Origin of the sequence: Pseudomonas parafulva, assembly GCF_002021815.1 — a bacterium.
In the GTDB taxonomy this organism is placed as follows: domain Bacteria; phylum Pseudomonadota; class Gammaproteobacteria; order Pseudomonadales; family Pseudomonadaceae; genus Aquipseudomonas; species Aquipseudomonas parafulva_B.
On sequence record NZ_CP019952.1, the window covers coordinates 3,313,306 to 3,338,732 of the forward strand.

General features: G+C 61.2%; 26 protein-coding genes. 13 read left to right on the forward strand and 13 right to left on the reverse strand.

What is annotated here, in order from left to right; all coding sequences use genetic code 11:
• The first annotated feature begins 53 nt into the window (after window positions 1-53).
• Together B2J77_RS14800 and B2J77_RS14805 are read left to right on the forward strand one after the other, a co-directional pair.
• Window positions 54-1,238 carry an osmoprotectant NAGGN system M42 family peptidase gene (locus B2J77_RS14800; protein WP_058605636.1) on the forward strand — a complete coding sequence of 395 codons (1,185 nt, stop codon included), beginning with the start codon at window positions 54-56 and terminating at the stop codon, window positions 1,236-1,238.
• A gap of 85 nt (window positions 1,239-1,323) precedes the next feature.
• Window positions 1,324-1,551: a YheU family protein gene (locus B2J77_RS14805; protein WP_023533767.1), complete on the forward strand. Its 228-nt coding sequence runs from the start codon at window positions 1,324-1,326 to the stop codon at window positions 1,549-1,551.
• A 27-nt stretch (window positions 1,552-1,578) separates the two neighbouring features.
• Here the strand turns inward: B2J77_RS14805 and csrA are convergent, their stop codons facing one another.
• Window positions 1,579-1,779 (reverse strand): carbon storage regulator CsrA, encoded by a 201-nt coding sequence (gene csrA, locus B2J77_RS14810; RefSeq protein WP_058605637.1) that lies wholly within the window; start codon window positions 1,777-1,779, stop codon window positions 1,579-1,581.
• A gap of 129 nt (window positions 1,780-1,908) precedes the next feature.
• Window positions 1,909-2,718: an SDR family oxidoreductase gene (locus B2J77_RS14815; RefSeq protein WP_058637554.1), complete on the reverse strand. Its 810-nt coding sequence runs from the start codon at window positions 2,716-2,718 to the stop codon at window positions 1,909-1,911.
• Window positions 2,719-2,942: 224 nt separating this feature from the next.
• On the opposite strand from B2J77_RS14815, the gene B2J77_RS14820 reads away from it, so the two are divergent.
• Window positions 2,943-3,095, forward strand: coding sequence for a DUF3309 family protein (locus B2J77_RS14820; protein WP_012271016.1), 153 nt, complete (start codon window positions 2,943-2,945; stop codon window positions 3,093-3,095).
• 49 nt (window positions 3,096-3,144) lie between these two features.
• Here B2J77_RS14820 and B2J77_RS14825 read toward each other — a convergent pair whose 3' ends face one another.
• The 4 genes from B2J77_RS14825 to B2J77_RS14840 form a co-directional block, all read right to left on the reverse strand.
• Window positions 3,145-4,809 (reverse strand): cation acetate symporter, encoded by a 1,665-nt coding sequence (locus B2J77_RS14825; RefSeq protein WP_058637553.1) that lies wholly within the window; start codon window positions 4,807-4,809, stop codon window positions 3,145-3,147.
• Entirely contained in the window at window positions 4,806-5,117 is a 312-nt protein-coding gene (locus B2J77_RS14830) for a DUF485 domain-containing protein (RefSeq protein ID WP_058605639.1), read from the reverse strand. The genes B2J77_RS14825 and B2J77_RS14830 overlap by 4 nt, the downstream gene beginning before the upstream one ends.
• A 450-nt stretch (window positions 5,118-5,567) precedes the next feature.
• Window positions 5,568-5,759, reverse strand: coding sequence for a hypothetical protein (locus B2J77_RS21385; RefSeq protein WP_153302512.1), 192 nt, complete (start codon window positions 5,757-5,759; stop codon window positions 5,568-5,570).
• Between the two features lie 197 nt (window positions 5,760-5,956).
• Window positions 5,957-7,320 (reverse strand): IS3 family transposase gene (locus B2J77_RS14840; RefSeq protein ID WP_153302491.1). Its coding sequence is split into 2 segments (ribosomal slippage): window positions 5,957-6,855 and window positions 6,855-7,320, totalling 1,365 coding nucleotides; the frame shifts between segments, so codons are not numbered across the junction.
• Between the two features lie 858 nt (window positions 7,321-8,178).
• On the opposite strand from B2J77_RS14840, the gene B2J77_RS14855 reads away from it, so the two are divergent.
• Both B2J77_RS14855 and B2J77_RS14860 read left to right on the forward strand, forming a co-directional pair.
• Window positions 8,179-9,543, forward strand: coding sequence for a glutamine synthetase family protein (locus tag B2J77_RS14855; protein WP_078479441.1), 1,365 nt, complete (start codon window positions 8,179-8,181; stop codon window positions 9,541-9,543).
• 25 nt (window positions 9,544-9,568) lie between these two features.
• Complete coding sequence (locus B2J77_RS14860; RefSeq protein ID WP_078478927.1) at window positions 9,569-10,876, forward strand: NAD(P)/FAD-dependent oxidoreductase; 1,308 nt, start codon at window positions 9,569-9,571, stop codon at window positions 10,874-10,876.
• Between the two features lie 72 nt (window positions 10,877-10,948).
• On the opposite strand, the gene fadD1 is transcribed toward B2J77_RS14860, so the two are convergent.
• Both fadD1 and fadD2 read right to left on the reverse strand, forming a co-directional pair.
• A complete protein-coding gene (fadD1, locus tag B2J77_RS14865) occupies window positions 10,949-12,646 on the reverse strand; it encodes a long-chain-fatty-acid--CoA ligase FadD1 (RefSeq protein WP_078478928.1) in 1,698 nt (565 codons plus the stop codon).
• A 292-nt stretch (window positions 12,647-12,938) separates the two neighbouring features.
• Window positions 12,939-14,627: a long-chain-fatty-acid--CoA ligase FadD2 gene (gene fadD2, locus B2J77_RS14870; RefSeq protein WP_078478929.1), complete on the reverse strand. Its 1,689-nt coding sequence runs from the start codon at window positions 14,625-14,627 to the stop codon at window positions 12,939-12,941.
• A gap of 295 nt (window positions 14,628-14,922) precedes the next feature.
• Here fadD2 and B2J77_RS14875 point away from each other — a divergent pair, with 295 nt between their 5' ends.
• Together B2J77_RS14875 and B2J77_RS14880 are read left to right on the forward strand one after the other, a co-directional pair.
• The gene (locus B2J77_RS14875; protein WP_058604229.1) at window positions 14,923-15,393 is read left to right on the forward strand and encodes a MaoC family dehydratase; all 471 of its coding nucleotides are present in this window, start codon (window positions 14,923-14,925) and stop codon (window positions 15,391-15,393) included.
• A gap of 62 nt (window positions 15,394-15,455) precedes the next feature.
• A complete protein-coding gene (locus B2J77_RS14880) occupies window positions 15,456-15,845 on the forward strand; it encodes a GNAT family N-acetyltransferase (protein WP_058604228.1) in 390 nt (129 codons plus the stop codon).
• Here B2J77_RS14880 and B2J77_RS14885 read toward each other — a convergent pair.
• Both B2J77_RS14885 and B2J77_RS14890 read right to left on the reverse strand, forming a co-directional pair.
• Window positions 15,832-16,791 carry a YihY/virulence factor BrkB family protein gene (locus B2J77_RS14885; protein ID WP_078478930.1) on the reverse strand — a complete coding sequence of 320 codons (960 nt, stop codon included), beginning with the start codon at window positions 16,789-16,791 and terminating at the stop codon, window positions 15,832-15,834. The genes B2J77_RS14880 and B2J77_RS14885 overlap by 14 nt on opposite strands.
• A gap of 157 nt (window positions 16,792-16,948) precedes the next feature.
• Window positions 16,949-17,134, reverse strand: a complete 186-nt coding sequence (locus B2J77_RS14890; RefSeq protein ID WP_049695592.1) for a CsbD family protein — start codon at window positions 17,132-17,134, stop codon at window positions 16,949-16,951.
• Between the two features lie 217 nt (window positions 17,135-17,351).
• On the opposite strand from B2J77_RS14890, the gene B2J77_RS14895 reads away from it, so the two are divergent.
• Window positions 17,352-17,732, forward strand: coding sequence for a hypothetical protein (locus B2J77_RS14895; protein WP_058604226.1), 381 nt, complete (start codon window positions 17,352-17,354; stop codon window positions 17,730-17,732).
• On the opposite strand, the gene B2J77_RS14900 is transcribed toward B2J77_RS14895, so the two are convergent.
• Window positions 17,733-18,569, reverse strand: coding sequence for a S1 RNA-binding domain-containing protein (locus tag B2J77_RS14900; RefSeq protein WP_078478931.1), 837 nt, complete (start codon window positions 18,567-18,569; stop codon window positions 17,733-17,735).
• A 163-nt stretch (window positions 18,570-18,732) separates the two neighbouring features.
• Between B2J77_RS14900 and B2J77_RS14905 the strand changes: the two genes are divergently transcribed.
• The 3 genes from B2J77_RS14905 to B2J77_RS14915 all read left to right on the forward strand — a co-directional run bounded on the left by B2J77_RS14905 (window position 18,733) and on the right by B2J77_RS14915 (window position 21,052).
• Window positions 18,733-19,596, forward strand: a complete 864-nt coding sequence (locus B2J77_RS14905; RefSeq protein ID WP_078478932.1) for a DUF6279 family lipoprotein — start codon at window positions 18,733-18,735, stop codon at window positions 19,594-19,596.
• A 107-nt stretch (window positions 19,597-19,703) separates the two neighbouring features.
• Window positions 19,704-20,591: a DMT family transporter gene (locus B2J77_RS14910; RefSeq protein WP_078479443.1), complete on the forward strand. Its 888-nt coding sequence runs from the start codon at window positions 19,704-19,706 to the stop codon at window positions 20,589-20,591.
• Window positions 20,588-21,052: a DUF4265 domain-containing protein gene (locus B2J77_RS14915; protein ID WP_078478933.1), complete on the forward strand. Its 465-nt coding sequence runs from the start codon at window positions 20,588-20,590 to the stop codon at window positions 21,050-21,052. The genes B2J77_RS14910 and B2J77_RS14915 overlap by 4 nt, the downstream gene beginning before the upstream one ends.
• 43 nt (window positions 21,053-21,095) lie before the next feature.
• Here B2J77_RS14915 and B2J77_RS14920 read toward each other — a convergent pair whose 3' ends face one another.
• Both B2J77_RS14920 and cysK read right to left on the reverse strand, forming a co-directional pair.
• Complete coding sequence (locus B2J77_RS14920; RefSeq protein ID WP_078478934.1) at window positions 21,096-22,031, reverse strand: aspartyl/asparaginyl beta-hydroxylase domain-containing protein; 936 nt, start codon at window positions 22,029-22,031, stop codon at window positions 21,096-21,098.
• A 173-nt stretch (window positions 22,032-22,204) separates the two neighbouring features.
• Window positions 22,205-23,179 (reverse strand): cysteine synthase A, encoded by a 975-nt coding sequence (cysK, locus tag B2J77_RS14925; RefSeq protein ID WP_078478935.1) that lies wholly within the window; start codon window positions 23,177-23,179, stop codon window positions 22,205-22,207.
• 132 nt (window positions 23,180-23,311) lie between these two features.
• Between cysK and B2J77_RS14930 the strand changes: the two genes are divergently transcribed.
• Together B2J77_RS14930 and B2J77_RS14935 are read left to right on the forward strand one after the other, a co-directional pair.
• A complete protein-coding gene (locus B2J77_RS14930; RefSeq protein WP_058638064.1) occupies window positions 23,312-24,385 on the forward strand; it encodes a DUF748 domain-containing protein in 1,074 nt (357 codons plus the stop codon).
• Between the two features lie 190 nt (window positions 24,386-24,575).
• Window positions 24,576-25,421, forward strand: a complete 846-nt coding sequence (locus B2J77_RS14935; protein WP_023534935.1) for an AAA family ATPase — start codon at window positions 24,576-24,578, stop codon at window positions 25,419-25,421.
• Window positions 25,422-25,427 lie beyond the last annotated feature (6 nt).

Below are 25,427 nucleotides of genomic sequence, written 5' to 3' on the forward strand. Positions count from 1 at the left end.
GACCGTGACGACCGGATCATCCAACGCTTTTTCAACCGACCGGAGGCCTGGACATGTCTGAACGACATCCCGAACCCGATCTCGAGTACCTCAAGCGCGTCTTGCTGGAAATGCTCGCCATCCCCAGCCCTACAGGCTTCACCGACACCATCGTGCGCTACGTGGCCGAGCGCCTGGACGAGCTGGGCATTCCCTACGAACTGACCCGACGCGGCACCATTCGCGCCACCCTCAAAGGGCGTCAAAGCTCCCCGGACCGCGCCGTCTCCGCGCACCTGGACACCATCGGCGCCAGCGTGCGCCAGGTGCAGGACAACGGTCGCCTGGCCCTGGCGCCTGTGGGCTGCTGGTCCAGCCGCTTCGCCGAAGGCAGCCGCGTCAGCGTGTTCACCGATGCAGGCGTATTTCGTGGCAGCGTACTGCCACTGATGGCCAGCGGGCATGCCTTCAATACCGCCATCGACCAGATGCCCATCAGTTGGGATCATGTGGAAGTGCGCCTGGATGCCTACTGTGCCACCCGTGCCGATTGCGAGGCGCTGGGCATAGGGATCGGCGACTTCGTGGCCTTCGACCCGCTGCCCGAGTTCACCGACAGCGGGCATATCAGCGCCCGCCACCTGGACGACAAGGCCGGGGTCGCTGCCTTGTTGGCCGCCTTGAAAGCCGTGGTGGAAAGTGGCCGCCAGCCGCTGATCGATTGCCACCCGCTGTTCACCATCACCGAAGAAACCGGCTCGGGAGCCGCCGGCGCCCTGCCCTGGGATGTCAGCGAGTTCGTCGGGATCGACATCGCCCCGGTCGCGCCCGGCCAGGCCTCCAGTGAGCACGCCGTCAGCGTGGCCATGCAGGATTCGTCCGGGCCGTACGACTACCACTTGTCTCGACACCTGCTCAAGCTCGCAGGCGAACAGGAATTGCCGGTACGCCGCGACCTGTTCCGCTACTACTTCAGTGATGCCCATTCGGCGGTGACCGCGGGCCATGACATCCGCACGGCGCTGGTCGCCTTCGGCTGCGATGCCACCCACGGCTATGAGCGCACGCACATCGACAGCCTGGCCGCGTTGAGCCAATTGTTGTCGGCCTACCTGTTGAGCCCGCCCGTGTTTGCCAGCGACTCGCAGCCAGCCAATGCGTCACTTGAGCGCTTCAGTCATCAGCTCGAACACGATGCGCAGATGGAGAGCGACACGCGCGTGCCGGCGGTGGACAGCCTGGTCGGTCAGAAGACCTGACAGCAAGTGCGGGACCGCCTGGCGGGCGGTCCCTGCGCCATCGAAATCGCGTAGGATGCCTACAACTCATTCAGACACGTTACCCATGCTGATTCCCTACGAACACTTGCAAGCCGACACCCTCACCCGCCTGATCGAGGACTTCGTGACCCGCGACGGCACCGACAATGGTGATGACACGCCGTTGGAAACCCGTGTGCTGAGGGTCCGCCAGGCGCTGGCCAAGGGGCAGGCGTTCATCCTGTTCGACCCTGAAAGCCAGCAGTGCCAGCTGCTGGCCAAGCACGACGTGCCTCGCGAACTGCTGGAGTAAGGCACATGCGGGGCGACTCCAGGCGGCCTATGAAGCCTTGTGCGCCCGGCGCGCCCTGGCACATTGCGTTTCCTTGATGCGCCTGTAGACCTCGGCGCGGTGCACCGGCACCTCCCGGGGTGCATCGACACCGAAGCGCACCATCCCGTCCCGGGTCTCTACCACCATGATTCGGATGTCATCGCCGATCATGATGACCTCACCCACTTCGCGTCCTATTACCAACATGTTCCGGTTCTCCAGCGAAAGGGAAAACCGGAGCGTGCAGCTTAGCCATTTGGCTACTCAATACTTCCACCCTCATTCAGAAAGACCCGACACGGCTAGGAAACCTTTCTTACAGAGCCGCCTTACTCCTTAACGGGTTCGGGCCTTCGCACGCATCTTCACTGCCATGTCGGCCATTTCATCGTACAGCCGTTCAGGTGCCTGGCATTTCAACGCCCAGGCCTGGCGCCCCGCTTCGTGGGGCAGGATCAGAAACTGCCCGTCAGCCACCTGGTGGTAGATGCACTCGGCGATATCGCTGGCACTGATGGGCGAGCCTTCCAGCAACTTGCCGACCTGCGCTTTCATGGCCGGATCCGGCCCACGGAACGAGTCCAGCAGGTTGGTCTGGAAAAATGACGGGCAGACCACGTGCACACCCACCTCTAGTTGGCGCAGCTCCACCAGCAGGCTTTCCGAGAGCGCCAGCACTCCCGCCTTGGCGACGTTGTAATTGCTCATGCCTGGGCCCTGCATGAGCGCTGCCATGGAGGCGATGTTGACGATGCGCCCTTTGCTGCGCTCAAGCAGCGGCAGGAAAGCCTTGCAGCCCTTGACCACGCCCATGAGGTTTACCGAGATCTGCCAGTCCCAGTCTTCGAGCGACAACTCGGCGAAGAACCCGCCTGATGCCACCCCGGCGTTATTGACGATCACATCGATGCCGTCGAAGTGCTCCTCGCACGCCTGTGCCAGCGCGGTGAGCTGGCTGTAGTCGCGTACATCGCACCGTTGCACGAACCCGTCCCCGCCCGCGGCACGCACCATTTCAAGCGTCTGGCGCAGGCCAGCCTCGCTGATATCGGCCAACGCCAGGCGCCAGCCTTCGCGCGCCCACCGCAGGGCAATTTCGCGGCCCAGCCCGGAGCCTGCGCCAGTGATCATGATGCGCTTATGCATGGCGACTGCCTTTTTTCAGAGGGTGTGGCCCCAGTCTAATCAAGCCGATGCCCAGGGCGGGTGCTTATCAGGCAAGTGAATGAGCGGCCATGAACCGCCCGCTGCGCACAAAGACGGGGCGATGGCCAACACGCCGATGGAATCTTTCACAAGCGGCGTCGGTCATTAATTACAAGAGGCCGGCAACCTGGGCCCTTGACCCTCAACCACGCAAGGACTCCTCCATGACCACGATTCTCATCATCATCCTGATCCTCCTGTTGATTGGCGGCTTGCCGGTGTTCCCGCACTCGCGCAGCTGGGGTTATGGCCCGTCCGGCATCGTCGGTGTGGTGCTGGTGATCTTGCTGGTGTTGTTGTTGCTCGGCATGATTTAGTGAAGCAAAAAAAAACCGCGCCGAGGCGCGGTTTTTTCATGCCTGCGAATCAGTGCGATACCGCCCCTGAAGCGCCCAGGCCAGTCTGCGAGCGCACGAACTGCGGGAAGAACAGCGCCCGCTCGTTTTCGGCAGCCGTGGACTTGTCGGTGATCGAGAAGAACCAGATGCCCACGAAGGCGATCAGCATCGAGAACAAGGCTGGGTACTCGTAAGGGTAAATGGCTTTCTCGTGGCCAAGGATCTGCACCCAGATGGTCGGGCCGAGCACCATCAGCGTCACTGCACTGATCAGGCCTAGCCAGCCGCCAATCATGGCGCCACGGGTGGTCAGTTTCTTCCAGTACATCGAGAGCAGCAGTACGGGGAAGTTGCAGCTGGCCGCAATGGAGAAGGCCAGGCCCACCATGAAGGCGATGTTCTGCTTCTCGAACAGGATGCCCAGTCCGATGGCCAGGACGCCCAGCGCAACGGTGGTGATCTTCGAGACGCGGATTTCGTCCTTGTCGTTGGCCTTGCCCTTGCGCCACACGCTGGCGTACAGGTCATGGGAAACCGCCGAGGCGCCCGCCAGGGTCAGGCCTGCCACGACCGCCAGGATGGTGGCGAAGGCCACGGCCGAGATGAAGCCCAGGAACACACTTCCGCCCACGGCATTGGCCAAGTGCACGGCGGCCATGTTGTTACCGCCCAGCAAGGCGCCGGCTGCGTCCTTGAAGTCCGGGTTGGTGCTGACCAACAGGATCGCGCCGAAGCCGATGATGAAGGTCAGGATGTAGAAGTAACCGATGAAACCGGTGGCGTAGAGCACGCTCTTGCGGGCTTCCTTGGCATCGCTGACGGTGAAGAAGCGCATCAGGATGTGTGGCAGACCAGCCGTACCGAACATCAGGGCCAGGCCCAGCGAGAAGGCCGAGATGGGGTCCTTGACCAGACCGCCGGGGCTCATGATGGCCTCGCCCTTGGCATGCACCTTGATGGCTTCGGAGAACAGGGTGTTGAAGTCAAAGCCTACGTGCTTCATCACCATCAGCGCCATGAAGCTTGCACCCGACAGCAACAGCACCGCCTTGATGATCTGTACCCAGGTAGTGGCCAGCATGCCGCCGAACAGCACGTACAGGCACATCAGGATACCGACCAGAATCACGGCCACGTGGTAGTCCAGGCCGAACAGCAGTTCGATCAACTTGCCGGCACCTACCATCTGTGCGATCAGGTAGAAGGCCACCACCACCAGCGACCCTGAGGCGGACAGGGTGCGGATCTGCTTTTGCCCCAGGCGATAGGAGGCGACGTCGGCGAAGGTGTATTTGCCCAGGTTACGCAGGCGCTCGGCGATCAGGAAAAGGATGATCGGCCAACCTACCAGGAAGCCAATGGAGTAGATCAAGCCATCGTAGCCGGAGGTGAACACCAAGGCGGAAATACCCAGGAACGAGGCTGCCGACATGTAGTCGCCGGCAATGGCCAGGCCGTTCTGGAACCCGGTGATGCGACCACCGGCAGCGTAGTAGTCCGAGGCGGACTTGTTGCGCTTGGAAGCCCAGTAGGTGATGCCCAGGGTGAAGGCCACGAAGGCCACGAACATGGCGATGGCAGAAACGTTCAGCGGTTGTTTCTGCACCTCGCCGGTCAGGGCATCGGCAGCCCACACGGCGGGTGCAAAGACGCCGCAGGCCAGAACGGCCAGTGTCTTGGCAGGACGAATCATTGTTGCGCCTCCTTCAGGATGGCCTTGTTCAACTCATCGAATTCGCCGTTGGCACGGCGCACATAGATGGCGGTCAGGACAAATGCCGAGATGATCAGCCCGACGCCCAGGGGAATGCCCCAGGTGATCGATGAATCAGGGCTGATCTTGGCGCCCAGTATCTGGGGGCCGTAGGCGATCAGAAGGATGAAAGCGCAATAGAGCCCGAGCATGATCGCCGAGAGTATCCAGGCGAACCGTTCGCGCTTGCTGACCAGCTCCTTGAAACGGGGGCTGTTTTGTATCGAGAGGTAAATGCTGTCGTTCATTGTTTTTGTCCTAGCAGCACAGAGAGGGAATGTAACCCACACCCTTACTTTATGCGGCTGTTGGACGGCAACCAGACGACCTTAGTCTTAGATGCAACGGTGTTTTACCGATTGCGTAACAACGCGGGCGACCAACGTGGGTTTGGCAGGGTCTGCCAGTGGGCGCCATGGTGCTTGTAGGGCGTCACTAAAGCGTTGGGTCCCAACTCCCCGCAGGCAGGATCTGTGCCTGACCTCGTGTATAGAGAGCCCCCGGATCATTGCCCAGCACCGAGCGTACAGAGATGTCGATAAATCGGACTTCGCACTACATCTGCTCCAAGGTTGTAGGCGGCGAGGGTGTGGTGGTCGGTGGGTTATTAGTAATCTGCTACGTGGCTTATAGTGTGCCCATCGTTTGAATCGAACCACCTTGAATTTTCCATAACTGCAAATAAGCAATCTAGCAACTCAGAGGATCTTGTTAAGGCACTCTATGCCCCTGCTGTTGATCTTGATCTTGATCTTGATCTTGATCTTGATCTTGATCTTGATCTTGATCTTGATCTTGATCTTGATCTTGATCTTGATCTTGATCTTGATCTTGATCTTCGCGACTTCAGAAGGCCGAACGCAGGGCTTGCGGAGGGAGGTGACAGGCATGGATGCCTGTCAAGCGCTGGGCCCCAGGATGGGGCCTACAGCGCGGTCCTCCCGGGAGCAAGACCGGAGTGAGGGAACCCCGAAGCGCAGCGTAGGGGCCGTATGAACGGAGCGCAGCGTTTTTTGGTTACTTTTTGTCGCGTTTGACAAAAAGTGACTCGCCGTTGAACTGACCCCCAAAAGTTGGACAGTGAGCGCTATGGGGCCAGCGCGTGGGTCCGAAATTGTATCGGACTCAGGCCATCAAGTCTGAGGCTGATGCGTTTTTGGTTGTAGTAAGCGATGTAATCATCAAGTCCTGAAGCCAACTGCTCGACATTTTCAAACGACTCCAGGTAAAAATATTCGCTCTTGAGTGTGCCGAAAAAGCTTTCCATTGCGGCGTTGTCTAGGCAGTTGCCCTTACGCGACATACTCTGCTCAATGTTCTTCTCGGCCAGCATATGCCGGTAAGTGGGCTGCCTGTACTGCCATCCTTGATCGGAGTGCAATATCGGTTTATCACCTGGATTCAGCCGCTCAAAGGCTTGCTCAAGCATTGCCGAGACCATCTTGAACTCCGGGCGCCGGTTAATCTGATAAGCGAGGATTTCGCCGTTATACAGGTCCATCAACGGCGAAAGAAACAGCTTCTGCCCCTTCACTTTGAACTCTGTCACGTCGGTTGCCCATTTCTGATTAGGGGCTCCTGCCTTGAATTCTCGCCTGAGCAGATCAGGCGCAACCAGTCCCTCTGAGCCTCGGTACGAGCGATATTTCTTCGCCCTGACCAGCGACTGGAGACCCATAAGCTGCATCAGTCGCTGCACCTTCTTGTGATTAATCATCCGACCGTTGTGCTTGAGGGTCTCAGTGATCCGGCGATAGCCATACCGTCCCTTATGCTCGTGATAGACGTTGTTGATACTCTCTTTCAAAGCCGCATGCTTGTCAGTCAACAACACCTTGCTTTGGTAATAAAAGGTACTACGTGCAAGCCCGGCGGCACGTAACAGCAGAGCGAGTCGATGCCCGTGCCTCAATCCCTGGACAGCCTTCGTTTTCTCGCCTGCGCAGTGCGAGGGTCCGCTTGGATCAAGGCATCGAGCTTTTTTAGGTAAGCATTCTCCGCACGCAGATATTCCAGCTCTTCGAGCATTTGCTCGGGTGTCAGGTCGCTATCCGAAGCGGTAGGAGGACTTGCGCTGGTTTTTTTCGATGGCTTACGGGGCATGCTCAACTCTCGGGTATGATGCGGATGAAGTGCTTCAACTCCGCCTTGATCATACAACCTTTTCCACTGCCTGATGCTACTTGGACCACGAATATCAAACTGGATGCAGGCTTGCTGGGCAGACAATCCTTCTTGCTCAATGCACTGCAAAACCTTCAATTTGAACTGGGCATCGTAGCGGCTGTACTTGGCACTTAAACCGGCTGCGCCGTGTTTTTCATAGCCCTTTACCCACCGACGTAGCATCGATGGACTGAGGTCATGCTTTAGCGCCACTTCATGAATGCTAGGAGCAGAAAGGCACTCTTCGATGAGTGCCTGTTTGAGCGCCAGGTTGTATTTCGTCATGGAACACCCTCCGGTGAGATAGGTGTCCAACATTCGGGGGTCAGTTCACGTAAGGGCGAAAAGGTGACTAAGCGTCGCCATCGCAAATGGACTATGCTCTCTTTCAATACCCACGCCAACGCAATCAAACTTGAAACTTGAAACTTGAAAGCGTGGGCGCGCACAGCAAGTTGGTATTCATTGGCGCGGGTGGCGCACAGTCACCTTTCCGCCCTTACGGCGGCTTACTTTTTGTCTTGTCAAAAAGTAAGCAAAAACCGCCTGCTCCTATCATCCGGCCCCTACGCTACGCTTCGGGGTTCCCTCGCTCCGGGCTTGCTCCCGGGAGGACCGCGCTGCAGGCCCCATCCTGGGGCCCAGCGCTTGACGGGCATCCATGCCCGTCACCTCCCTCCGCAAGCCCTGCGCTCGGCCTCCTGAAGTCGCGATCTGCGGCGCCTGAGCTACCGCGCGCTTAGAAGCAAAAGCCAAAGCAACAGCAACAGCAACGGCAACGGCAACGGCAACGGCAACGGCAACGGCATACCAATCAAATGTTTAGCCAGCCACAAAGTAAAGGTTGCCATTCACTACTTTAATCCCCCTCAAGCGGCATGTGAGTATCGAACGCATGACTCCCGCCCAGCCCAGCTCACCATCGTCCAACCGCCCTTCACCGTCGAAGCCCAGGACGCTGTGCGGCGAAAATCCGTTGGTGCATGTCATCCTCGCCTTTTGGGCATTGTGGCACTGCCGTCACGCGCGCCCGCCCGACACCTCGCTTACGCCTGCATGACCTCACCCGGCCTGCATTGGGCCGTTTGACCCAGCCGGGCCGCCTGCACAGGCAGGGGCCTGAGCGTTCGCGAGCGAATGATTATGCACTTTGCACCTGTGGAGCAGGCCAGCCAGTTTCTGGCCGCCAACCCCGAAATCGATCTGTTTGAACTGTTCATCCTCGACGCCAACGGCGTGCCACGCGGCAAGCTGCTGCACCGTGATGAACTGCTGGCCGTGTACCAGACCGGCCGGCCATTACCCAGCACCATTCTCGGCCTGACCGTAAACGGCGACGACGTGGAAAACTCGGGCTTGGTCTGGGATGTCGGCGACATCGATTGCCGTGCCTACCCACTCGATGGCAGCCTGGTACGCCTGCCCTGGCGCCGGGTGCCGACCGCAGCGCTGCAAGTGAGCATGCACCCACACCAAGGCCTGCCGGCCAGCGTGGCCGATCCGCGTCATGTACTGTTGCGTACCGTCGAAGCCCTGAAGGCCGACGGGTACCACCCCGTGATGGCCTGCGAGCTGGAGTTCTACCTGCTCGACCAGCAGCGCGATGCCCATGGCCATCCGCAACCGGCGCTCGACCAGGACGGCGGACGCCCTCGCAGCACTCAGGTGTACGGGCTGCGAGAGCTGGAGCAGATCGAGCCGTTCCTGGCAGACCTGTATGCGGCCTGCAAGGCACAGGGCATACCGGCGCGTACGGCCATTTCGGAATACGCCCCAGGCCAAGTGGAGATTACCCTCGAACACGGTGATGCCGTGCAAGCGATGGACCAGGCAGTACGCTACAAGCGCCTGGTCAAAGGCATCGCCCACGCCCATGGCATGCAGGCCTGCTTCATGGCCAAGCCCTTCGGCCACTTGGCCGGTACCGGTATGCACATGCACCTGAGCCTGGCCGACAGCGCCGGCCGTAACCTGTTCGCCAGCGAAGATCCGGCCGGCACACCGCTGCTGCGTTACGCAGTGGCCGGCATGTTGCAGCACCTGCACGCGTCGCTGCTGCTGTTTTGCCCCAACGCTAACTCCTTCCGCCGCTTCCAGGCCAATAGCTACGCGCCCCTGTCGCCCACCTGGGGCGTGGACAACCGCACGGTCAGCCTGCGGGTGCCGGGCGGGCCGGCCAATAGCCGGCATGTTGAGCACCGTATCTGCGGGGCCGACGCCAATCCGTACCTGGCTGCCGCCGCCATGTTGGCCGCCAGTCACAGCGGCATACGTGATCAGCTCGACCCTGGCGCGCCGATTCAGGGCAATGGCTATGCCCAGGCGACCGAACACCTGCCAACTGACTGGCTCACCGCGCTGCAAGCCCTGGAGCAGTCGACCTGGGCCCGCGAAGCACTGGGCGATGCGTTTCTTGGCGTGTACCTGAAGGTCAAGCGCGCCGAATACCGGCAATTCATGGCCGAAGTCAGCGAACAGGACTGGCGCTGGTACCTGCACCAGGCCTGAGCCCCACACAGAACAAGGATTACCCATGAACGCAGCAGTGAACAAAGGCCCGGCGCAACGTGCGCCGTCCTACTACACCGCCACCCTCAACGACCCCACCACTTACCCCCAGCTCAAGGGCACCGTGCAGGTGGACGTGGCAATCATCGGCGCGGGCTTCACCGGCTTGGCAACGGCCGTGGAACTGGCCGAACGCGGCCTGAAAGTCGCAGTGCTCGAAGCCAACCGGGTGGGCTGGGGCGCCAGCGGGCGCAATGGTGGTCAAGTGACCGGCAGCCTGTCGGGTGACGAAGCCATGCGCGCACAGATGCGCAAGCGGCTGGGTAGCGACGTGGATGATTTCATCTGGCACCTGCGCTGGCGGGGCCACCAGATTATCGAGCAACGGGTGGCCCGCTATGGCATCGACTGCGACCTCAAGCACGGTCACCTGCACGCGGCCATGAAACCCTCGCACCTGGACGAGCTACGGGCTTTCGAGGCCCAGGCACAGCGCCATGGCATGGGTGATCAGGTCGAGCTGCTCGACCGCCAGGCGATGGCCGAACACCTGCAAAGCCCCCTGTACTTGGGCGCCCTGAAGAACCGGCGCAACCTGCACCTGCACCCGCTGAACCTGTGCCTGGGCGAAGCCCGCGCCGCCCACAGCCTGGGCGCGCTGATTTTCGAGCAGACCGAAGTGCTGGAAATCGTGCACGGCCCTCGCCCTGCCGTGGTGACGGCCCATGGGCGTGTGGACGCGCGCCAGGTGATGCTGGCAGGCGATGTCTATCACAAGCTGGAAAAGCGCCAGCTCAAGGGCAAGATATTCCCGGCCATGGGCGGCATCGTCACCACGGCGCCATTGGGCGAGCTGGCAGCGCAAATCAACCCGCAGGACCTTGCCGTCTATGATTGCCGATTCGTGCTGGACTACTATCGCCTGACGGCCGACAAGCGGCTGCTGTTCGGCGGCGGCGCCAACTACTCAGGGCGCGATTCGCGGGATATCGAAGCCGAACTGCGCCCGTGCATCGAGCGTACTTTCCCTGCCTTGAAGGGCGTGCCCATTGCGTTTCAATGGAGCTGCGCCATGGGTATCGTGGTCAATCGCATACCCCAAGTGGGCAAGCTTTCGGACCATGTCTGGTACTGTCAGGGCTACTCCGGGCACGGCATCGCCACCAGCCACATCATGGGCGAAATCATGGCTCAAGCCATGACCGGCACCCTGGAGCAATTCGACACCTTCGCCCAATGCAAGCATGTGCGTGTGCCGATGGGAGACGTGTTGGGCAACCCGCTCCTGGCAGCGGGCATGTGGTACTACCAGATGCTGGAAAAACTGCGCTGAAGCAAGGACCGCCCGCCCTGCGAGGCCTCGTCAAAAGGGGATGCAGGGCGGTGGCAGGCGGTGCGCGCCAGGTCAGGCGCTTTTCTTGAGGTTGAGCTTCTTGAGCTCTTCGTCGCGCAGTTCGCGACGCAGGATCTTGCCGACGTTGGTGGTCGGCAGGGTGTCGCGGAACTCGACCAGACGTGGCACCTTGTAGCCGGTGAGGTTGGCGCGCATGTGCTCCATCACCTGCTCTTTGGTCACCGTCATGCCAGGTTTGACCACGACGAAGACCTTGATCAGCTCCCCGGATTTTTCATCCGGAATGCCGATGGCCGCACACTGCGATACGCCAGGCACCGCCGCTAGCACGTCTTCGAGTTCATTGGGGTAGACATTGAAGCCGGACACCAGAATCATGTCCTTCTTGCGGTCGACGATACGCATGTAGCCGTCAGGCTGAATCAGGGCGATGTCGCCAGTCTTGAGCCAGCCTTCGCTGTCGAGAATTTCGGCGGTGGCCTCCTCGCGCTGCCAGTAGCCCTTCATCACCTGAGGGCCCTTGACGCACAGTTCGCCCACTTCGCCCAAGGGCAACTCGTTGCCGGCGTCGTCGACAATCTTGCACAGCGTGGACGGCACCGGAATACCAATGGTGCCTACCTGGTTGGCCTGCGCGGGGTTCACGGCGGCCACCGGGCTGGTTTCGGTCATGCCATAGCCTTCGCAGATGGCGCAGCCCGTCACCGCACGCCAGCGCTCGGCAACGCTCAGTTGCAGCGCCATGCCGCCGGACAGGGTGATCTTCAAGGCCGAGAAGTCCAGGGCGCGGAACGCATCGCTGTTGCAAAGCGCCACGAACAGCGTATTGAGGCCCACGAAACCTGTGAACTTCCACTTGCCCAGTTCCTTGACCATGGCGGACAGGTCGCGGGGGTTGCTGATCAGCACGTTGTGGTTGCCGATCAGCATCATGGCCATGCAATGGAAGGTGAAGGCGTAGATGTGGTACAGCGGCAGCGGGGTGATGAGAATCTCGCACCCTTCCTGCAGGTTCGAGCCCATCAGCGCCCGGCACTGCAACATGTTGGCCACCAGGTTGCGGTGGGTCAGCATGGCGCCCTTGGCCACACCGGTGGTGCCGCCGGTGTATTGCAACACGGCCACATCATTGGCTTGCGGGTTGGCCTCGGTCACCGGCTGGCCCTTGCCCAGGGCCAGGGCATCGTTGAAGCGCACGGCGCTGGGCAGGTGATAGGCCGGCACCATCTTCTTGACGTACTTGATCACGCTGTTGATCAGCAGCCGCTTGAGCGCAGGCAGCAGGTCTGCCACTTCGGTGACGATGACGTGCTTGACCTGGGTCTTGGGCACTACCTTCTCGGCCAGGTGCGCCATGTTCGCCAGGCACACCAGCGCTTTGGCGCCGGAGTCCTTGAACTGGTGCTCCATTTCCCGGGCGGTGTACAGCGGGTTGGTGTTGACCACGATTAGGCCGGCGCGCATGGCGCCAAATACCGCCACCGGGTACTGCAGCACGTTGGGCAGTTGCACCGCGATGCGATCACCGGGCTTCAGGTCGGTATGCTGTTGCAACCAGGCGGCAAAGGCACCGGAAAGGGTATACAACTCACCGTAGGTCAGGGTCTTGCCCAGGTTGCTGAAGGCCGGTTTGTCGGCAAAGCGCTGGCAGGATTGCTTGAGTACCGCCTGGATGTTGGGGAATTCGTCGGGATCGATCTGCGCCGCGATACCGGCCGGATACTTGTCCTTCCAAAAATGGTCGATCATGCAAGCCCACTCCTTCAGCAACAGCGAAGTTCGTTTCACGCGTCGAGGCGTTTATTATTGATATGAGATGACGGCCTGATGCAAACCAGATCATCTGAAAGCGGGCCGAGAGTAGCAGCTTTGCCGAGGGTCTACTAGAGCCCAAAGCGGGCTTGACAGTCACAAAGGTGACTCAATGAATACTTCGGGTCACGTTTAGAGTATTTGACTTAATGAGCCGGTTAGGCCACCGGGATGTGCCGTGCGCCAGGCCCTGGCACACGGCACATCTTCCTTGTCGCGGGCTATCGATTTAGCTGGCGTCACGCAGTTCGCGCCGCAGGATCTTGCCCACCGGCGTCATCGGCAGCGCCTCGCGTAGCACGATCTGCTTGGGCACTTTGTAGCCGGTAAGGTTGGCCTTGCAATAGGCCTTGAGCTCCTCGACATCCACCCCCCCTTCGCGCGGCACCACGAACAACTTCACCGCTTCGCCAGAACGCTCGTCTGGCACGCCGATGGCGGCACAGTTGGCGACTTTGGGATGGCCCATGACCACCTCTTCGACTTCGTTGGGGTACACATTGAAGCCCGACACGATGATCATGTCCTTCTTGCGGTCGACGATACGAGTGAAACCGTCGGGGTCGATCACGGCAATGTCACCGGTTTTGAACCAGCCTTCGGCGTCCAGTGCCTCGGCCGTGGCGTCGGGTTGCTGCCAGTAGCCCTTCATGACCTGCGGGCCCTTGATGCACAGCTCACCGGGCTCACCCAGGGCCAGCTCGTTGCCGTCGGCATCGATCACCTTGAAAGCCGTGCCCACCACCGGGATGCCCACCGTGCCCAGCCGCGCCAGCGTGCCGTAGGGGTTGGTGCTGGCCACGGGGGACGTTTCGGTCAGGCCGTACCCTTCGACGATGCGGCAACCCGTCAGCTGTTCCCAGCGCTCGGCCGTGGCCTTGACCAGGGCAGTGCCGCCGGAGTTGGTGACCTTCAATGCAGAGAAATCGAGCTGGCGGAACCCGGGGTGGTCCATCAGCGCGACGAACAGGGTGTTGAGGCCCAGCAACGCAGAAAACCGCCACTTGCCCAGCTCCTTGATGAAGCCTGGTATGTCCCGCGGGTTGGTGATCAGCACGTTGTGGTTGCCGGTGACCATCATGCACATGCAGTTCGCGGTGAAGGCATAGATGTGATAGAGGGGCAACGGCGCGATCATCACCTCTTCGCCGTCCTTGAGTAGCTTCTGCCCGTCCGGCCCATGCTGGGAGAAACAGGCCAGCACCTGCAGCATGTTTGCCACCAGGTTACCGTGGGTGAGCATCGCGCCCTTGGCCAGCCCCGTCGTGCCGCCGGTGTACTGCAGCACGGCGATGTCACCCAGGCTCAAGGGCACAGGCATGGGCACGCTATCGCGGCCCTGGCGCAGTACCTGCTTGAACGACACGGCCTGGGGCAGCGCATAGGCTGGCACCATCTTCTTGAGCTTGTCGACCACGGTGTTGACCAGCCAGCCTTTGAGCGTAGGCAGCATGTCGCCCATCTTCGCCTCGATCAGGTACTCGATACCGGTATCGGGCAGGACCGTCTGCACACGCTTGCCGAACAGGTTCATGTACACCAGGGCCCGGGCGCCGCTGTCCTTGAACTGGTGGCGCATTTCGCGCTCGGTGTAAAGCGGGTTGGTGTTGACCACGATCAGCCCGGCGCGCATGGCGCCGAACACGGCGATGGGGTACTGGAGCACGTTGGGCATTTGCACCGCGATGCGGTCGCCCGGCTTGAGGTCGGTCTGTTGCTGCAGCCAGCAGGCGAAGGCGGTCGACAGACGATCGAGGTCGGCGTAGGTCAAGGTCACGCCCAAATTGCTGAAGGCCGGGCGATCGGCAAAGCGCTTGCAGGAGCGTTCGAACACCTCGACCACTGACGCGTAGGCCTGCATGTCCAGGGTGGAGGGCACGCCCGCCGGGCGCTTGTCATTCCAGAAGTCGGCTTGCATTTATTGTTGTTCCTCTGCCGGGACCTGCACTGCGTCCTGTAGTCCAAGTGCCTGCGCGCTGACTATGCACAGGCGTTGGTTCGACGTTAGCAGGTAAGCCAGGCACGGCCCAGTCATCAGCGCCTGCCATTAACATTGTGAATCTTATTTGTGCCCTTCCTGCAATTTGCTCGACTGTGGGTACACTGACGTGGGCGCAAAATGTGATCCGGGCCCCCCCGGCAAGCGTCTCACCCGTCTGGCCGACGCCCTGCGCGCGACCGGCATCCGACCTGTACTGCTTAAGGAAGCCCTGATGTCCCAGCTCAGCAACACGCCCTACGAAGCCCTAGAAGTCGGCCAGAAAGCCGAATACACGAAGTTGGTCGAGGAGCGCGACATCCAGCTGTTCGCCGCCATGTCCGGCGATCACAACCCAGTGCACCTGGACGCCGAGTTCGCGGCCAAAAGCATGTTCCGCGAGCGCATTGCCCATGGCATGTTCAGCGGCGCGTTGATCAGTGCGGCGGTGGCCTGCACGCTCCCAGGCCCTGGCACCATCTACCTGGGCCAGCAGATGAGCTTCCAGAAGCCGGTCAAGATCGGCGACACCCTGACGGTGCGCCTGGAAATCCTGGAGAAATTGCCCAAGTTCAAAGTGCGTATCGCCACCAACGTGTACAACCAGAACGACGAACTGGTCGTGGCAGGTGAAGCCGAGATCCTGGCACCGCGCAAGCAGCAGACCGTGGAACTGGTTTCCCCGCCGAACTTCGTGGCCAGCTGAGCACCGTCGTGCCCTCACGGCCGCCTGTGCACTGCACCCGGCTTTCAGCCCCGGAACAGCGGTTGCTCGACCACTTCTATCGCCAACAGGGTTCGCGCATGCGCGCCCCTGCGCAGGGCAAGCTCTGGGTGGCCAGGTCGCCGGGCATCATTGCTGGGTTGTCTCTGAGCGAGGTGGAGAGTGGTCAGTGGCTGACGGGGCTGTTCGTGGCGCCTGATCGGCGCTCGGAAGGCGTGGGTATGCAGTTGGTCGCAAAGGCTCTGGAGAACGCTTGTGGCAGTACGTGGTTGTTCTGCCATCCAACGCTTGCCAACTACTATGCACGCCAGGGGTTTGCGCCGGCTGGTGAGCTACCCCAGTCGCTGCGTGACAAGCTCCAGCGCTATCAGCGCAGCAAGGCCCTGATAGCGCTGGAGCGCACTGCCCATCCGGGGCAGTTCAGCGCGGGGTAGGTTCAACCCCCGCCGCTTCGTCAGCACTGGGGCGCTCCTGGCCCAGCACCTTGGGCTTTTCATCGTCGCGGGTGCCATCGAAGTCTTTTTCGCCTGGGTCCTTGCCCTCGGCCGACATGTGTTCAATCACCGCATTCATCTCCGCGCCCAGCAACAGCACGGCAGCCGAGATGTAGAAGTACAGCAGCAGCACGATGATTGCCCCGATGCTGCCATACATGGCGTTGTAGTCTGCAAACGTCTTCACGTAATAGGCAAAGCCCAGCGACGCGATGATCCACACTACAACCGCCAGCACCGAGCCCGGGGTAATGAAGCGGAATTTCTGCTCCACATCAGGCATGACGTAGTAAATAACCGCGACCGCGACCATCAGCAGAATCACGATCACCGGCCAGCGAAGGATGGTCCACAGGGTGACGATGAACTCTTCCATGCCGATCTGCGCCGCGATCCACTCCATGACCTGCGGGCCCAGCACCATCAGCGCCGCGGCCGCCAGCAGCATGCCTGCCAACCCAATGGTGTACAGCACCGACAGCGGGATACGCTTCCAGACCGGGCGACCTTCCGGCACGTCGTAGGCCGCGTTCATGGCGCTCATCATCAACCGCACACCGGCTGAAGCCGTCCACAGGGCAATGACGATACCCACCGACAGCAGGCCACCTTTGGACTGCTGGAGTTGGTCGATGACAGGGTTGACCTGCTCAAGGGCCTGGGGCGGCAAGACCAGCTCCGACTGCAAACGCAGCCAGGAGAAGAAGTCCGGCAGGTGCAGGAAACCGATCAGGGCAATGAGAAACAACAGGAAGGGGAACAACGAGAAAAGGGCCTGGTAGGCCAATGCCGAAGCATAGGTGGACATTTCGTCATCGAGGAATTCGTTGACGGTGCGCACCAGTACGCGGTGCAAGGGTAAACCCTGCAAGGCGGAAAAAATCATAGCGTCTCCTTTCGCCGCTTGATCGATCTGACGTTCAGTCTAATGGACCCTGCGCTTGGGGTGCTGCTCCCGGTAATCATGCAACGGCTTTAAATAATTCTGCCTGTTACCGCCCCCTGCTTCGAAACGCAGAGGACGGCTCGGCAGGCGTGAGTCATTACTTGGTCAGGTCGTCGACCTTGTTTTTCACGTCGCCTTTGACCTGTTGGCCTTCGCCCTTGATTTCCTGGGCCTTGCCTTCGCCTTTGAGTTTTTCGTTGTCAGTGAGGTTGCCAACACCTTGCTTGATGTTGCCCATTGCCTCGTTGGCCATACCTTTAATTTTGTCTCCAGTACCGCTCATGGCAAAACTCCTGTGAGGTAGCACGCGTATCGTGCCGACAGAAGGTTGACCCAGCCGCTTGCACAGGAGTTTCAAGAAATTTGCGTCAACAAGCCAAACGGTTACAAACGGTCGAAATACAGTCCCGTAAGGCTCCGTTGCGAGCCTCAAACCTTGCCCGGCAAGGTGCCACCCCTCACAATGCGGCCTTTGAAGGCTTCGACCCGCAGGAACCTGCATGAAACTCGACAAACCCGCTGCCATCGCCCGCCGCAACAGCACGTTGGCGCGCCCGGTACTGACCAGTGCCAACACGCTGTTCGCCATCCTCGACCCCAAGCGCAACCTGTGGTGGTTCGAGGTCCCGGTGGCCTTGCTCCGCAAGGGCCAGCCCGATTGGGTCAACCTGCTGTTGCACACCCCGCTGACCGATGAACTCCAGCACCTGAAGGTGCCGGTCAACTTCCTGCGGGCTCACCAAGAGCAGATGGAAGTGCGCAACCCTGGCAAGCGTCGCTCCACCATCAGTCTGGCCCTTAGCGCTGACCGCGACTCGCTGCTGCGCGACACTCGCCCCGGTGGTGATCAGCTGGACTTCAACACCTTCGTGCAGGGCTGATCAGGCTTTCTCGATCCGGTCGTCATGGATGACGATGCGGCCTTGCTTGAACAGCCCGCCGATGGCCTTCTTGAAATTGCCCTTGCTGACATTGAACAGCTTGCTGATCAATGCAGGGTCGCTCTTGTCGGAAACCGGCAGCACCCCACCCTCGGCCTCCAGGCGCGCCATGATCTGCTCCTGCAAGCTGTCGGACAGCGCAGCGCCCACTGGCTGCAGGCTGAGCGACACTTTGCCGTCAGCCCGCACTTCCTTGATGTAACCCTGCTCGTGCATGCCTGAGCGCAGGAACTTGAACACCTCGTTCTTGTGGATCAAGCCCCAGTGACGGTTGTTGATGATGGCCTTGAAACCCATCGGCGTTTCGCCGGCCACCAGCAGTTCCACCGGCTGCCCAGGCTTGTAGTCGGCAGGCGTGGTGTCGAGGTAGCGGTCCAGGCGCGAGGTGGCGGTGATGCGGCGGGTGCGCTTGTCCAGGTACACGTGCACCACGCAGTAGTCACCGATCTTCAGCGGCCGTGCCTCTTCGGAATACGGCATCAGCAGGTCCTTGGGCAGACCCCAGTCCAGGAAGATGCCCGCACCATTGATGTCCTTGACCTTGAGGCTGGCGAACTCGCCCACCTGCACCTTGGGCTTCTCGGTGGTGGCGATCAGCTGGTCTTCGCTGTCGAGGTAGATGAACACGTTCAGCCAGTCATCGACTTCAGTCTCGGCACCCTTGGGAATGTAACGGGACGGCAGCAGGATTTCCCCGTCGGCACCGCCGTCCAGGTACAGGCCGAAGTCCACGTGCTTAACAATTTGCAAACTGTTGTAACGCCCAAGCAGAGCCATTTTCGAACATCCTCAAGTCAAGGCGGCTATTTTCCGGATAGACCCGCCCTGGTGTCAAAGCCTGCGGTCGGTTCATCGCCATCCAGGCCTCCACGCGCCATCCGGTGGAACCGCAGGTGTTGTGCTGCGTCTACCCATTGGCTGCCACTGCAAGGACCCGCACATGCCTGCACGCCTGCTCAAAGTCCTGTCGATCTGCCTGGGTTTCGCCCTGCTGCTGGGTGCTTGCAGCCGCATCGACCTGGCCTATCGCAACCTCGATCGCCTGGTGCCCTGGTCGCTCGGCGACTACCTGGACATGAACCGTGAGCAGAAAACCCTGCTCGATGATCGCCTCCGGCAGCACCTGGCATGGCATTGCCAGACGCAACTGCCCGGCTACCTCGACTGGCTGGACCGCCTGCGCACCATGGTGGCCGATAACCAGGTCACCGACCAGGCGCTGCAGCAGCGCACCGAGGAGGCCCGCGAGGCAATTGGCCGGGTCGCGGCCGAAATCACGCCGTCGGCCACCGAGTTGCTGCAAGGCATGAGCGATGCGCAGGTGGCCGAGATGCGCGATGCATTTCGTGACGATATTGCCCAGCGGCGCAAGGAATATGTCGACACCCCCCTGCTCAGCCAGATCAGCGAGCGCGCCGAGCGCATGGAAAAGCGCCTCAAGCCCTGGTTCGGCGAGCTGACCGAGGTCCAGAAGCAACGGGTCGGCGCCTGGTCCCGCGCCTTGGGTGACCAGAACAGCGAATGGATACGCAATAGGGCCCATTGGCAGCAACAACTGCTGCTGGCGGTGGAACAACGCCACGAGCCAGGCTTCCCGGAACGGGTCGCGACCTTGCTGCAAAACAAGGAAAGCCTGTGGACAGCCGACTATCGCCAAGCTTTCCAGAATACCGAGCGGCAGGCCCGTAGTCTGGTGGTGGACTTGGTGCAGCAGAGCAACCCCGCCCAACGCCAGGTGCTGCTGGAGCGGCTGACCAAGGTGCGCAGCGACTTCAGCGCCTTGAAGTGCCTGCGCGGGGCTTGAACAGACCACGCCAGGGCACTGGCTGAACTTCATTGGGCAAGAAAGCGCAAGAATCCAACGGCCTGCTGACGTACACTCGCGCCCCTGCCAAGCCCCTGGAGACCGTCGTGAGCCCCATCGCCCTAGCCCGCCTGCTAACCCTTGCTGCCGTATGGGGCGCGAGCTTTCTGTTCATGCGCATCATTGCCCCTGTACTGGGCACCGTGCCGACGGCCTTCTTCCGTGTCTCCATCGCCTGCCTGGGCTTGATCGCACTGCTCGGCGCTGCGCGCATACGCTGGGATTTTCAAGGGAAACTAGGCGCCTGCCTGGTGCTGGGCATGATCAACTCGGGCATTCCGGCCACCTTTTATTCTGTGGCAGCCCAGGTGCTGCCAGCCGGTTATTCGGCCATCTTCAATGCCACGACGCCCTTGATGGGCGTGCTGATCGGCGTGTTGTTCTTCAAGGAACCCATGACGTTGGCCAAGTTGTGCGGCATTTTCCTGGGCCTGTTCGGCGTGGGCATCCTGAGCGGTGCGGGGCCTGTAGCCCTTGATGCAGCCCTGTTGCAAGGCGCCCTGGCGTGCCTGGCGGCCACGACCTGCTATGGCTTTGCCGGCTACCTGGCCCGCCGCTGGGTCAGTGGCCTGGACAGCCGCCTGTCGGCCCTGGGCAGCATGCTCGGCGCGACCCTGCTGCTTACCCCGTTGTTCGCTTGGAGCGCCCTTACCCAGCCACCTGCCAGCTGGGGCGGCTGGCAGGTCTGGGGCTCACTGGTGGGGCTTGGCCTGTTGTGCACGGCGTTCGCCTACATCCTGTACTTCCGCCTGCTGGCCGAAATCGGCCCGGTCAAGGCCAGTACGGTGACCTTCATGATCCCCGTGTTCGGGGTGCTGTGGGGGGCCTGGCTGCTGAATGAGCCGTTGTCGATGGCCCACCTGTACGGCGGCCTGCTGATCGGCGTGGCCCTGTGGCTGGTGCTGCGCCCGGCACGGCGCCGAGGCGCTGCATGAACGGCGTCTACAGGAAAGTGCTGTTCCCGCTGCAGCAGGACCCCAATGGCTATCCGCCGGCATCGGTGGAAGGGCTATGGGCCAGGGCCGTCGACGACGGTTACGTGATCGACAACATCCCGTTCCATGTCTACGGCATCGCCCCAGGTGACGTGATCTGCACCCATGAGCAGGCAGGCCAACACTGGTTTGCCCAGTTGCTGCGCAGCAGTGGCAGCTCGGTGTTCCGGGTTCGGGTCAAGCCGCCCGAGACACTGGAGCAGGTAAGCGAAGCCCTGGTCGAGTTCGGGTGCACCTGTGAAAGCGAACCTGCGGTGAAGATGCTGGCGGTCGCCGTCCCACCGGCACGAACGCTCGACACCCTGCTGTATTACCTGATCACCCAGCGTGAAGCGGGTTTCCTGGACTTCGAGGAAGGGGTGCTGCGCCACTGCGTCGCCCAAGAATTTCGCCAGGGGTAAAGGGCAACTGCCTTGCAGGCGCCCTACCCTGTCGAGGGCGCCGTCAGAACAACCAGCGGTACAGCAGATAGGCTACGACCACGGCCAGTATCGGTCGCAACACGCGGTAAGCCTTGGGGTTGGCACGCTTGAACTGCTTGACGCGCGTGCTCAGCTTGTTGCTGAACCGCTTGCTCCAGGCGTAGGCCTGGTTGATCCCGCCCACGCGTTCATCGTCTGTATTCTGCGGTGCAGTGGCGCGGCCCAGAAATGCGCTGACCTTGCGGTTGACGCGGGTCATGAACGGGCTGTTCAGGGGACGCTCCACGTCGCAGAACAGAATCACCCGGGTCACGTCGGTCTCGTTCTTGACCCAGTGCACGTAGGTCTCGTCGAACATCACGTCCTGGCCGTCGCGCCAGGCATAGGGTTGGCCGTCCACATAAATGCGGCAGGCATCGGAGTTGGGCGTGGAGAGACCCAGGTGATAGCGCAGGGAACCTGCAAACGGATCACGGTGCGGGTTCAGGTGGCTGCCGCCGGGCAGCAGGGCGAACATCGCCCCTTTGACGTTGGGGATGCTGCTGACCAGCTCGACGGTTCGCGGGCACAGGGCTTCGGCAGACGGCAGGGGTTTGTCGTACCACTTCAGGTAGAAGCGCTTCCAGCCTTTCTTGAAGAACGAACCGAAACCGGCGTCGTTGTCCTTTTCGGCTGCGCGGATATAACCCTCGTCGAACAGGCGCATGGCCTCCTCGCGGATTTCCTGCCAGTTGTCCTTGAGCACGTCCAGCTCCGGGAAGCGTTGACGGTCCAGGTACGGCTTGGACGGCACGCCCGAAAACAGGTACATCAACGCATTGTAGGGGGCGAACAGCGCCGAATGGTTGACGAACTGGCGCAACACCGGCAGGCGGGCCTTGCCGCGCAGGTGGACGAACAGCACGCTGCCGAAGAACACCAGCAGCACACCTGCCTTGGCGAGGAAGGAAACGGTCATGCAACACTCCTAGGGCGGGACACAGGCCAGCGCTGCCTGTTCCGGGGGAAAATCATCCGGGCATCATAAACCTATCGCGCCCAGGCACAAACCACCTGGGCGCAACGATACGGATGAAGATTGTGCAATGAAGCCTGTTACCAGGTATTGCTTCGAGTCACCGCCTAGGCAGGTTATTGCTGGGTTTCCTGCTCGCTGAACAGGTCGCTGAACAGCATGCTGGACAAGTAACGCTCGCCTGAGTCAGGCAGAATCACCACGAGGGTCTTGCCCTGCATTTCCGGCTTTTCTGCAAGGCGCACGGCAGCGGCCATCGCGGCACCGCAGGAAATACCACACAGGATGCCTTCTTCCTGCATCAGACGGATAGCCATGGCCTTGGCTTCGTCGTCGCCCACCGTCATGACCTGGTCGACGATCGACAGGTCGAGGTTCTTCGGCACGAAGCCCGCGCCGATGCCTTGGATCTTGTGCGGCGTGGGCGTCAGCGCCTCGCCTGCCAGGGTCTGGGTGATCAGCGGCGAGGAAATGGGCTCGACCGCCACCGAGGTGATCGCCTTGCCCTGGGTGTGCTTGATATAGCGCGAGATGCCGGTGATGGTGCCGCCAGTGCCGACACCGGCAACCACCACATCCACGGCGCCATCGGTATCGCTCCAGATCTCCGGGCCCGTGGTCTTTTCGTGGATGGCCGGGTTGGCAGGGTTTTCGAATTGCCCGGGCATGAAGTACTGCTCGGGGTTGGAGGCGACGATTTCGTTGGCTTTCTCGATGGCGCCCTTCATGCCCTTGGCAGGTTCGGTGAGCACCAGTTCGGCGCCAAGGGCCTTGAGCACCTTACGCCGCTCCAAGCTCATGGAGGCCGGCATGGTCAGCATGAGCTTGTAGCCCCGGGCGGCAGCGACGAAGGCAAGGCCAATACCGGTGTTGCCCGAGGTGGGTTCGACGATGGTCATGCCGGGCTTGAGCTTGCCGCTGCTCTCGGCGTCCCAGACCATGTTCGCGCCGATGCGGCATTTGACCGAATACCCTGGGTTGCGCCCTTCGATCTTGGCCAGGATGGTCACGCCGCGTGGCGCGAGGCGGTTGATCTGCACCAGGGGCGTGTTGCCGATGGAGTGGGCGTTGTCTGCGTATATACGGCTCATGGCAGGGTCCTTGGCATGATGAAGACACGGAAAGACCCCAAGGGTAAGCCCCGGCCTCAAGGCCCGTAAAGCCTCTTCGAACTCCGGTGCAGACCCTGCGGTCAACCACACACCTTGCCCTGGAGAACTGCCATGAGAGCCCGCTATCGCTGGCCGCTGATCGCCCTCGGCAGCCTCATCGTGCTGCTGGTGGCCTTGCAGCTTGCCCTGCCCTATCTTGTGCGCGACTACCTCAATGAAAAACTGGCCGACATGGGCGACTACCGGGGGCAGGTCAGCGATGTGGACCTGGCCTGGTGGCGCGGTGCCTACACCGTTAACGGGCTGAAGATCGTCAAGACCACGGGCAAGGTGCCGGTGCCTTTTCTCAACGCCCCGGTAATCGACATCTCGGTCAGCTGGCATTCGCTTTGGTATGACCGCGCCGTGGTGGCCGAAGTGGCCTTCCTACGCCCGGAGCTGAACTTCGTCGATGGCGGCGACAAGCAGAACTCCCAGACCGGCCAGGGCACTGACTGGCGTCAGCAACTGGACAAGCTGCTGCCCATCACGCTCAACGAGGTGGTGATCGATGACGGGGTGCTGACCTTCCGCAACTTCAGCTCCAAGCCCCCGGTCACGCTCAAGGCGACGCAGCTGCAGGCCAGCATTCGCAACCTCACCAACATCCGCGACGAAGCCGGCCGGCGCGACGCCAGTTTCGAAGCCCGTGCCCTGGTCGCAGGTGATGCCAAGGTCGAGAGCCGTGCCACCTTCGATCCGTTCAGCGATTTCGACGACTTCGAGTTCCGCCTGCGTGCCACCGGCATCGAGCTGCGCAGACTCAACGACTTTGCCAGTGCTTATGGCAAGTTCGACTTCAAAGCTGGCCATGGCGATGTGGTCATCGAGGCCGAGGCCACCAATGGCCGCCTGAACGGCTACATCAAGCCCCTGCTGCGCGACGTCGAGGTATTCGATTGGCAACAGGACGTGGAGGACAAGGACAAGGGCCTGTTCCGCTCGGTCTGGGAGGCGCTGGTGGGGGCCACCGAAACCGTGCTCAAGAACCAGCCGAAAAACCAGTTCGCCACGCGCGTTGAGCTCAGTGGCAGCGTGCGCAGGCAGAACATCAGTGCGTTCGAGGCCTTCCTGCAGATCCTGCGCAATGGATTCGTGCAGGCGTTCAGTGCGCGCTATGAACGCAGCGCGCCGGATTCCGACTAAGGCGCAGTGACGAGACATTCGGGGACTGAATACGCGGTCTGCGTTTTCAGTCGTCGTACCCCCGCGTTATAGTCGGGCCCACCATCACACCCTGTGTTGGCCACCTGAGCGCCAGCCTGCCGCCCACACCAAGGGCGGCTGACAGGCTGACTGCTCATAGGCCCGCAAGCCCAAGCAGAGGAAAGACCCCATGAAGTTCGAAGGCACGGGTGACTATGTCGCCACGGACGACCTGAAACTGGCCGTCAATGCGGCCATCACCCTCGAGCGCCCGCTGTTGGTCAAGGGTGAGCCTGGTACCGGCAAGACCATGCTGGCCGAGCAGTTGGCAGCTTCGTTCGGGGCGCGCCTGATTACCTGGCACATCAAGTCCACAACCAAGGCCCACCAGGGCTTGTACGAATACGATGCCGTCAGCCGCCTGCGCGACTCCCAGCTGGGTGTAGACAAGGTCCACGACGTACGCAACTACCTGAAAAAAGGCAAGTTGTGGGAGGCCTTCGAGGCCCAGGAGCGGGTGATCCTGCTGATCGACGAGATCGACAAGGCCGATATCGAATTCCCCAACGACCTGTTGCAGGAACTCGACAAGATGGAGTTCTACGTCTATGAAATCGACGAGACCATCAAGGCCAGGCAGCGCCCGATCATCATCATCACGTCCAATAACGAAAAGGAGCTGCCGGACGCTTTCCTGCGCCGCTGCTTCTTCCACTACATCGCCTTCCCCGACCGGGCCACGCTGCAGCGCATCGTGGATGTGCACTACCCCAACATCAGCCAGTCGCTGGTGAGCGAGGCGCTGGACGTGTTCTTCGACGTGCGCAAGGTACCGGGCCTGAAGAAAAAGCCTTCAACGTCCGAGCTGGTCGACTGGCTGAAGCTGCTGATGGCCGACAATATTGGCGAAGCGGTACTGCGCGAGCGCGACCCGACCAAGGCCATCCCTCCGCTGGCCGGGGCGCTGGTGAAAAATGAGCAGGATGTGCAGCTGCTCGAGCGCCTGGCCTTTATGAGCCGGCGCGGCAACCGCTGAGGGAGC

What these genes read in the sequence shown, in the direction of transcription:
- B2J77_RS14900 (WP_078478931.1), bottom strand. Translation starts at nt 18,569, where the DNA reads ATGGCTCTGCTTGGGCGTTACAACAGTTTGCAAATTGTTAAGCACGTG.
- B2J77_RS14815 (WP_058637554.1), bottom strand. Translation starts at nt 2,718, where the DNA reads ATGCATAAGCGCATCATGATCACTGGCGCAGGCTCCGGGCTGGGCCGC.
- B2J77_RS14885 (WP_078478930.1), bottom strand. Translation starts at nt 16,791, where the DNA reads ATGATTTTTTCCGCCTTGCAGGGTTTACCCTTGCACCGCGTACTGGTG.
- B2J77_RS14830 (WP_058605639.1), bottom strand. Translation starts at nt 5,117, where the DNA reads ATGAACGACAGCATTTACCTCTCGATACAAAACAGCCCCCGTTTCAAG.
- B2J77_RS14890 (WP_049695592.1), bottom strand. Translation starts at nt 17,134, where the DNA reads ATGAGCGGTACTGGAGACAAAATTAAAGGTATGGCCAACGAGGCAATG.
- B2J77_RS14905 (WP_078478932.1), top strand. Translation starts at nt 18,733, where the DNA reads ATGCCTGCACGCCTGCTCAAAGTCCTGTCGATCTGCCTGGGTTTCGCC.
- B2J77_RS14855 (WP_078479441.1), top strand. Translation starts at nt 8,179, where the DNA reads ATGCACTTTGCACCTGTGGAGCAGGCCAGCCAGTTTCTGGCCGCCAAC.
- csrA (WP_058605637.1), bottom strand. Translation starts at nt 1,779, where the DNA reads ATGTTGGTAATAGGACGCGAAGTGGGTGAGGTCATCATGATCGGCGAT.
- B2J77_RS14825 (WP_058637553.1), bottom strand. Translation starts at nt 4,809, where the DNA reads ATGATTCGTCCTGCCAAGACACTGGCCGTTCTGGCCTGCGGCGTCTTT.
- B2J77_RS14800 (WP_058605636.1), top strand. Translation starts at nt 54, where the DNA reads ATGTCTGAACGACATCCCGAACCCGATCTCGAGTACCTCAAGCGCGTC.
- B2J77_RS14935 (WP_023534935.1), top strand. Translation starts at nt 24,576, where the DNA reads ATGAAGTTCGAAGGCACGGGTGACTATGTCGCCACGGACGACCTGAAA.
- fadD2 (WP_078478929.1), bottom strand. Translation starts at nt 14,627, where the DNA reads ATGCAAGCCGACTTCTGGAATGACAAGCGCCCGGCGGGCGTGCCCTCC.
- B2J77_RS14920 (WP_078478934.1), bottom strand. Translation starts at nt 22,031, where the DNA reads ATGACCGTTTCCTTCCTCGCCAAGGCAGGTGTGCTGCTGGTGTTCTTC.
- B2J77_RS14895 (WP_058604226.1), top strand. Translation starts at nt 17,352, where the DNA reads ATGAAACTCGACAAACCCGCTGCCATCGCCCGCCGCAACAGCACGTTG.
- B2J77_RS14930 (WP_058638064.1), top strand. Translation starts at nt 23,312, where the DNA reads ATGAGAGCCCGCTATCGCTGGCCGCTGATCGCCCTCGGCAGCCTCATC.
- B2J77_RS14860 (WP_078478927.1), top strand. Translation starts at nt 9,569, where the DNA reads ATGAACGCAGCAGTGAACAAAGGCCCGGCGCAACGTGCGCCGTCCTAC.
- B2J77_RS14875 (WP_058604229.1), top strand. Translation starts at nt 14,923, where the DNA reads ATGTCCCAGCTCAGCAACACGCCCTACGAAGCCCTAGAAGTCGGCCAG.
- B2J77_RS14915 (WP_078478933.1), top strand. Translation starts at nt 20,588, where the DNA reads ATGAACGGCGTCTACAGGAAAGTGCTGTTCCCGCTGCAGCAGGACCCC.
- B2J77_RS14805 (WP_023533767.1), top strand. Translation starts at nt 1,324, where the DNA reads ATGCTGATTCCCTACGAACACTTGCAAGCCGACACCCTCACCCGCCTG.
- cysK (WP_078478935.1), bottom strand. Translation starts at nt 23,179, where the DNA reads ATGAGCCGTATATACGCAGACAACGCCCACTCCATCGGCAACACGCCC.
- B2J77_RS21385 (WP_153302512.1), bottom strand. Translation starts at nt 5,759, where the DNA reads ATGCCTGTCACCTCCCTCCGCAAGCCCTGCGTTCGGCCTTCTGAAGTC.
- B2J77_RS14820 (WP_012271016.1), top strand. Translation starts at nt 2,943, where the DNA reads ATGACCACGATTCTCATCATCATCCTGATCCTCCTGTTGATTGGCGGC.
- fadD1 (WP_078478928.1), bottom strand. Translation starts at nt 12,646, where the DNA reads ATGATCGACCATTTTTGGAAGGACAAGTATCCGGCCGGTATCGCGGCG.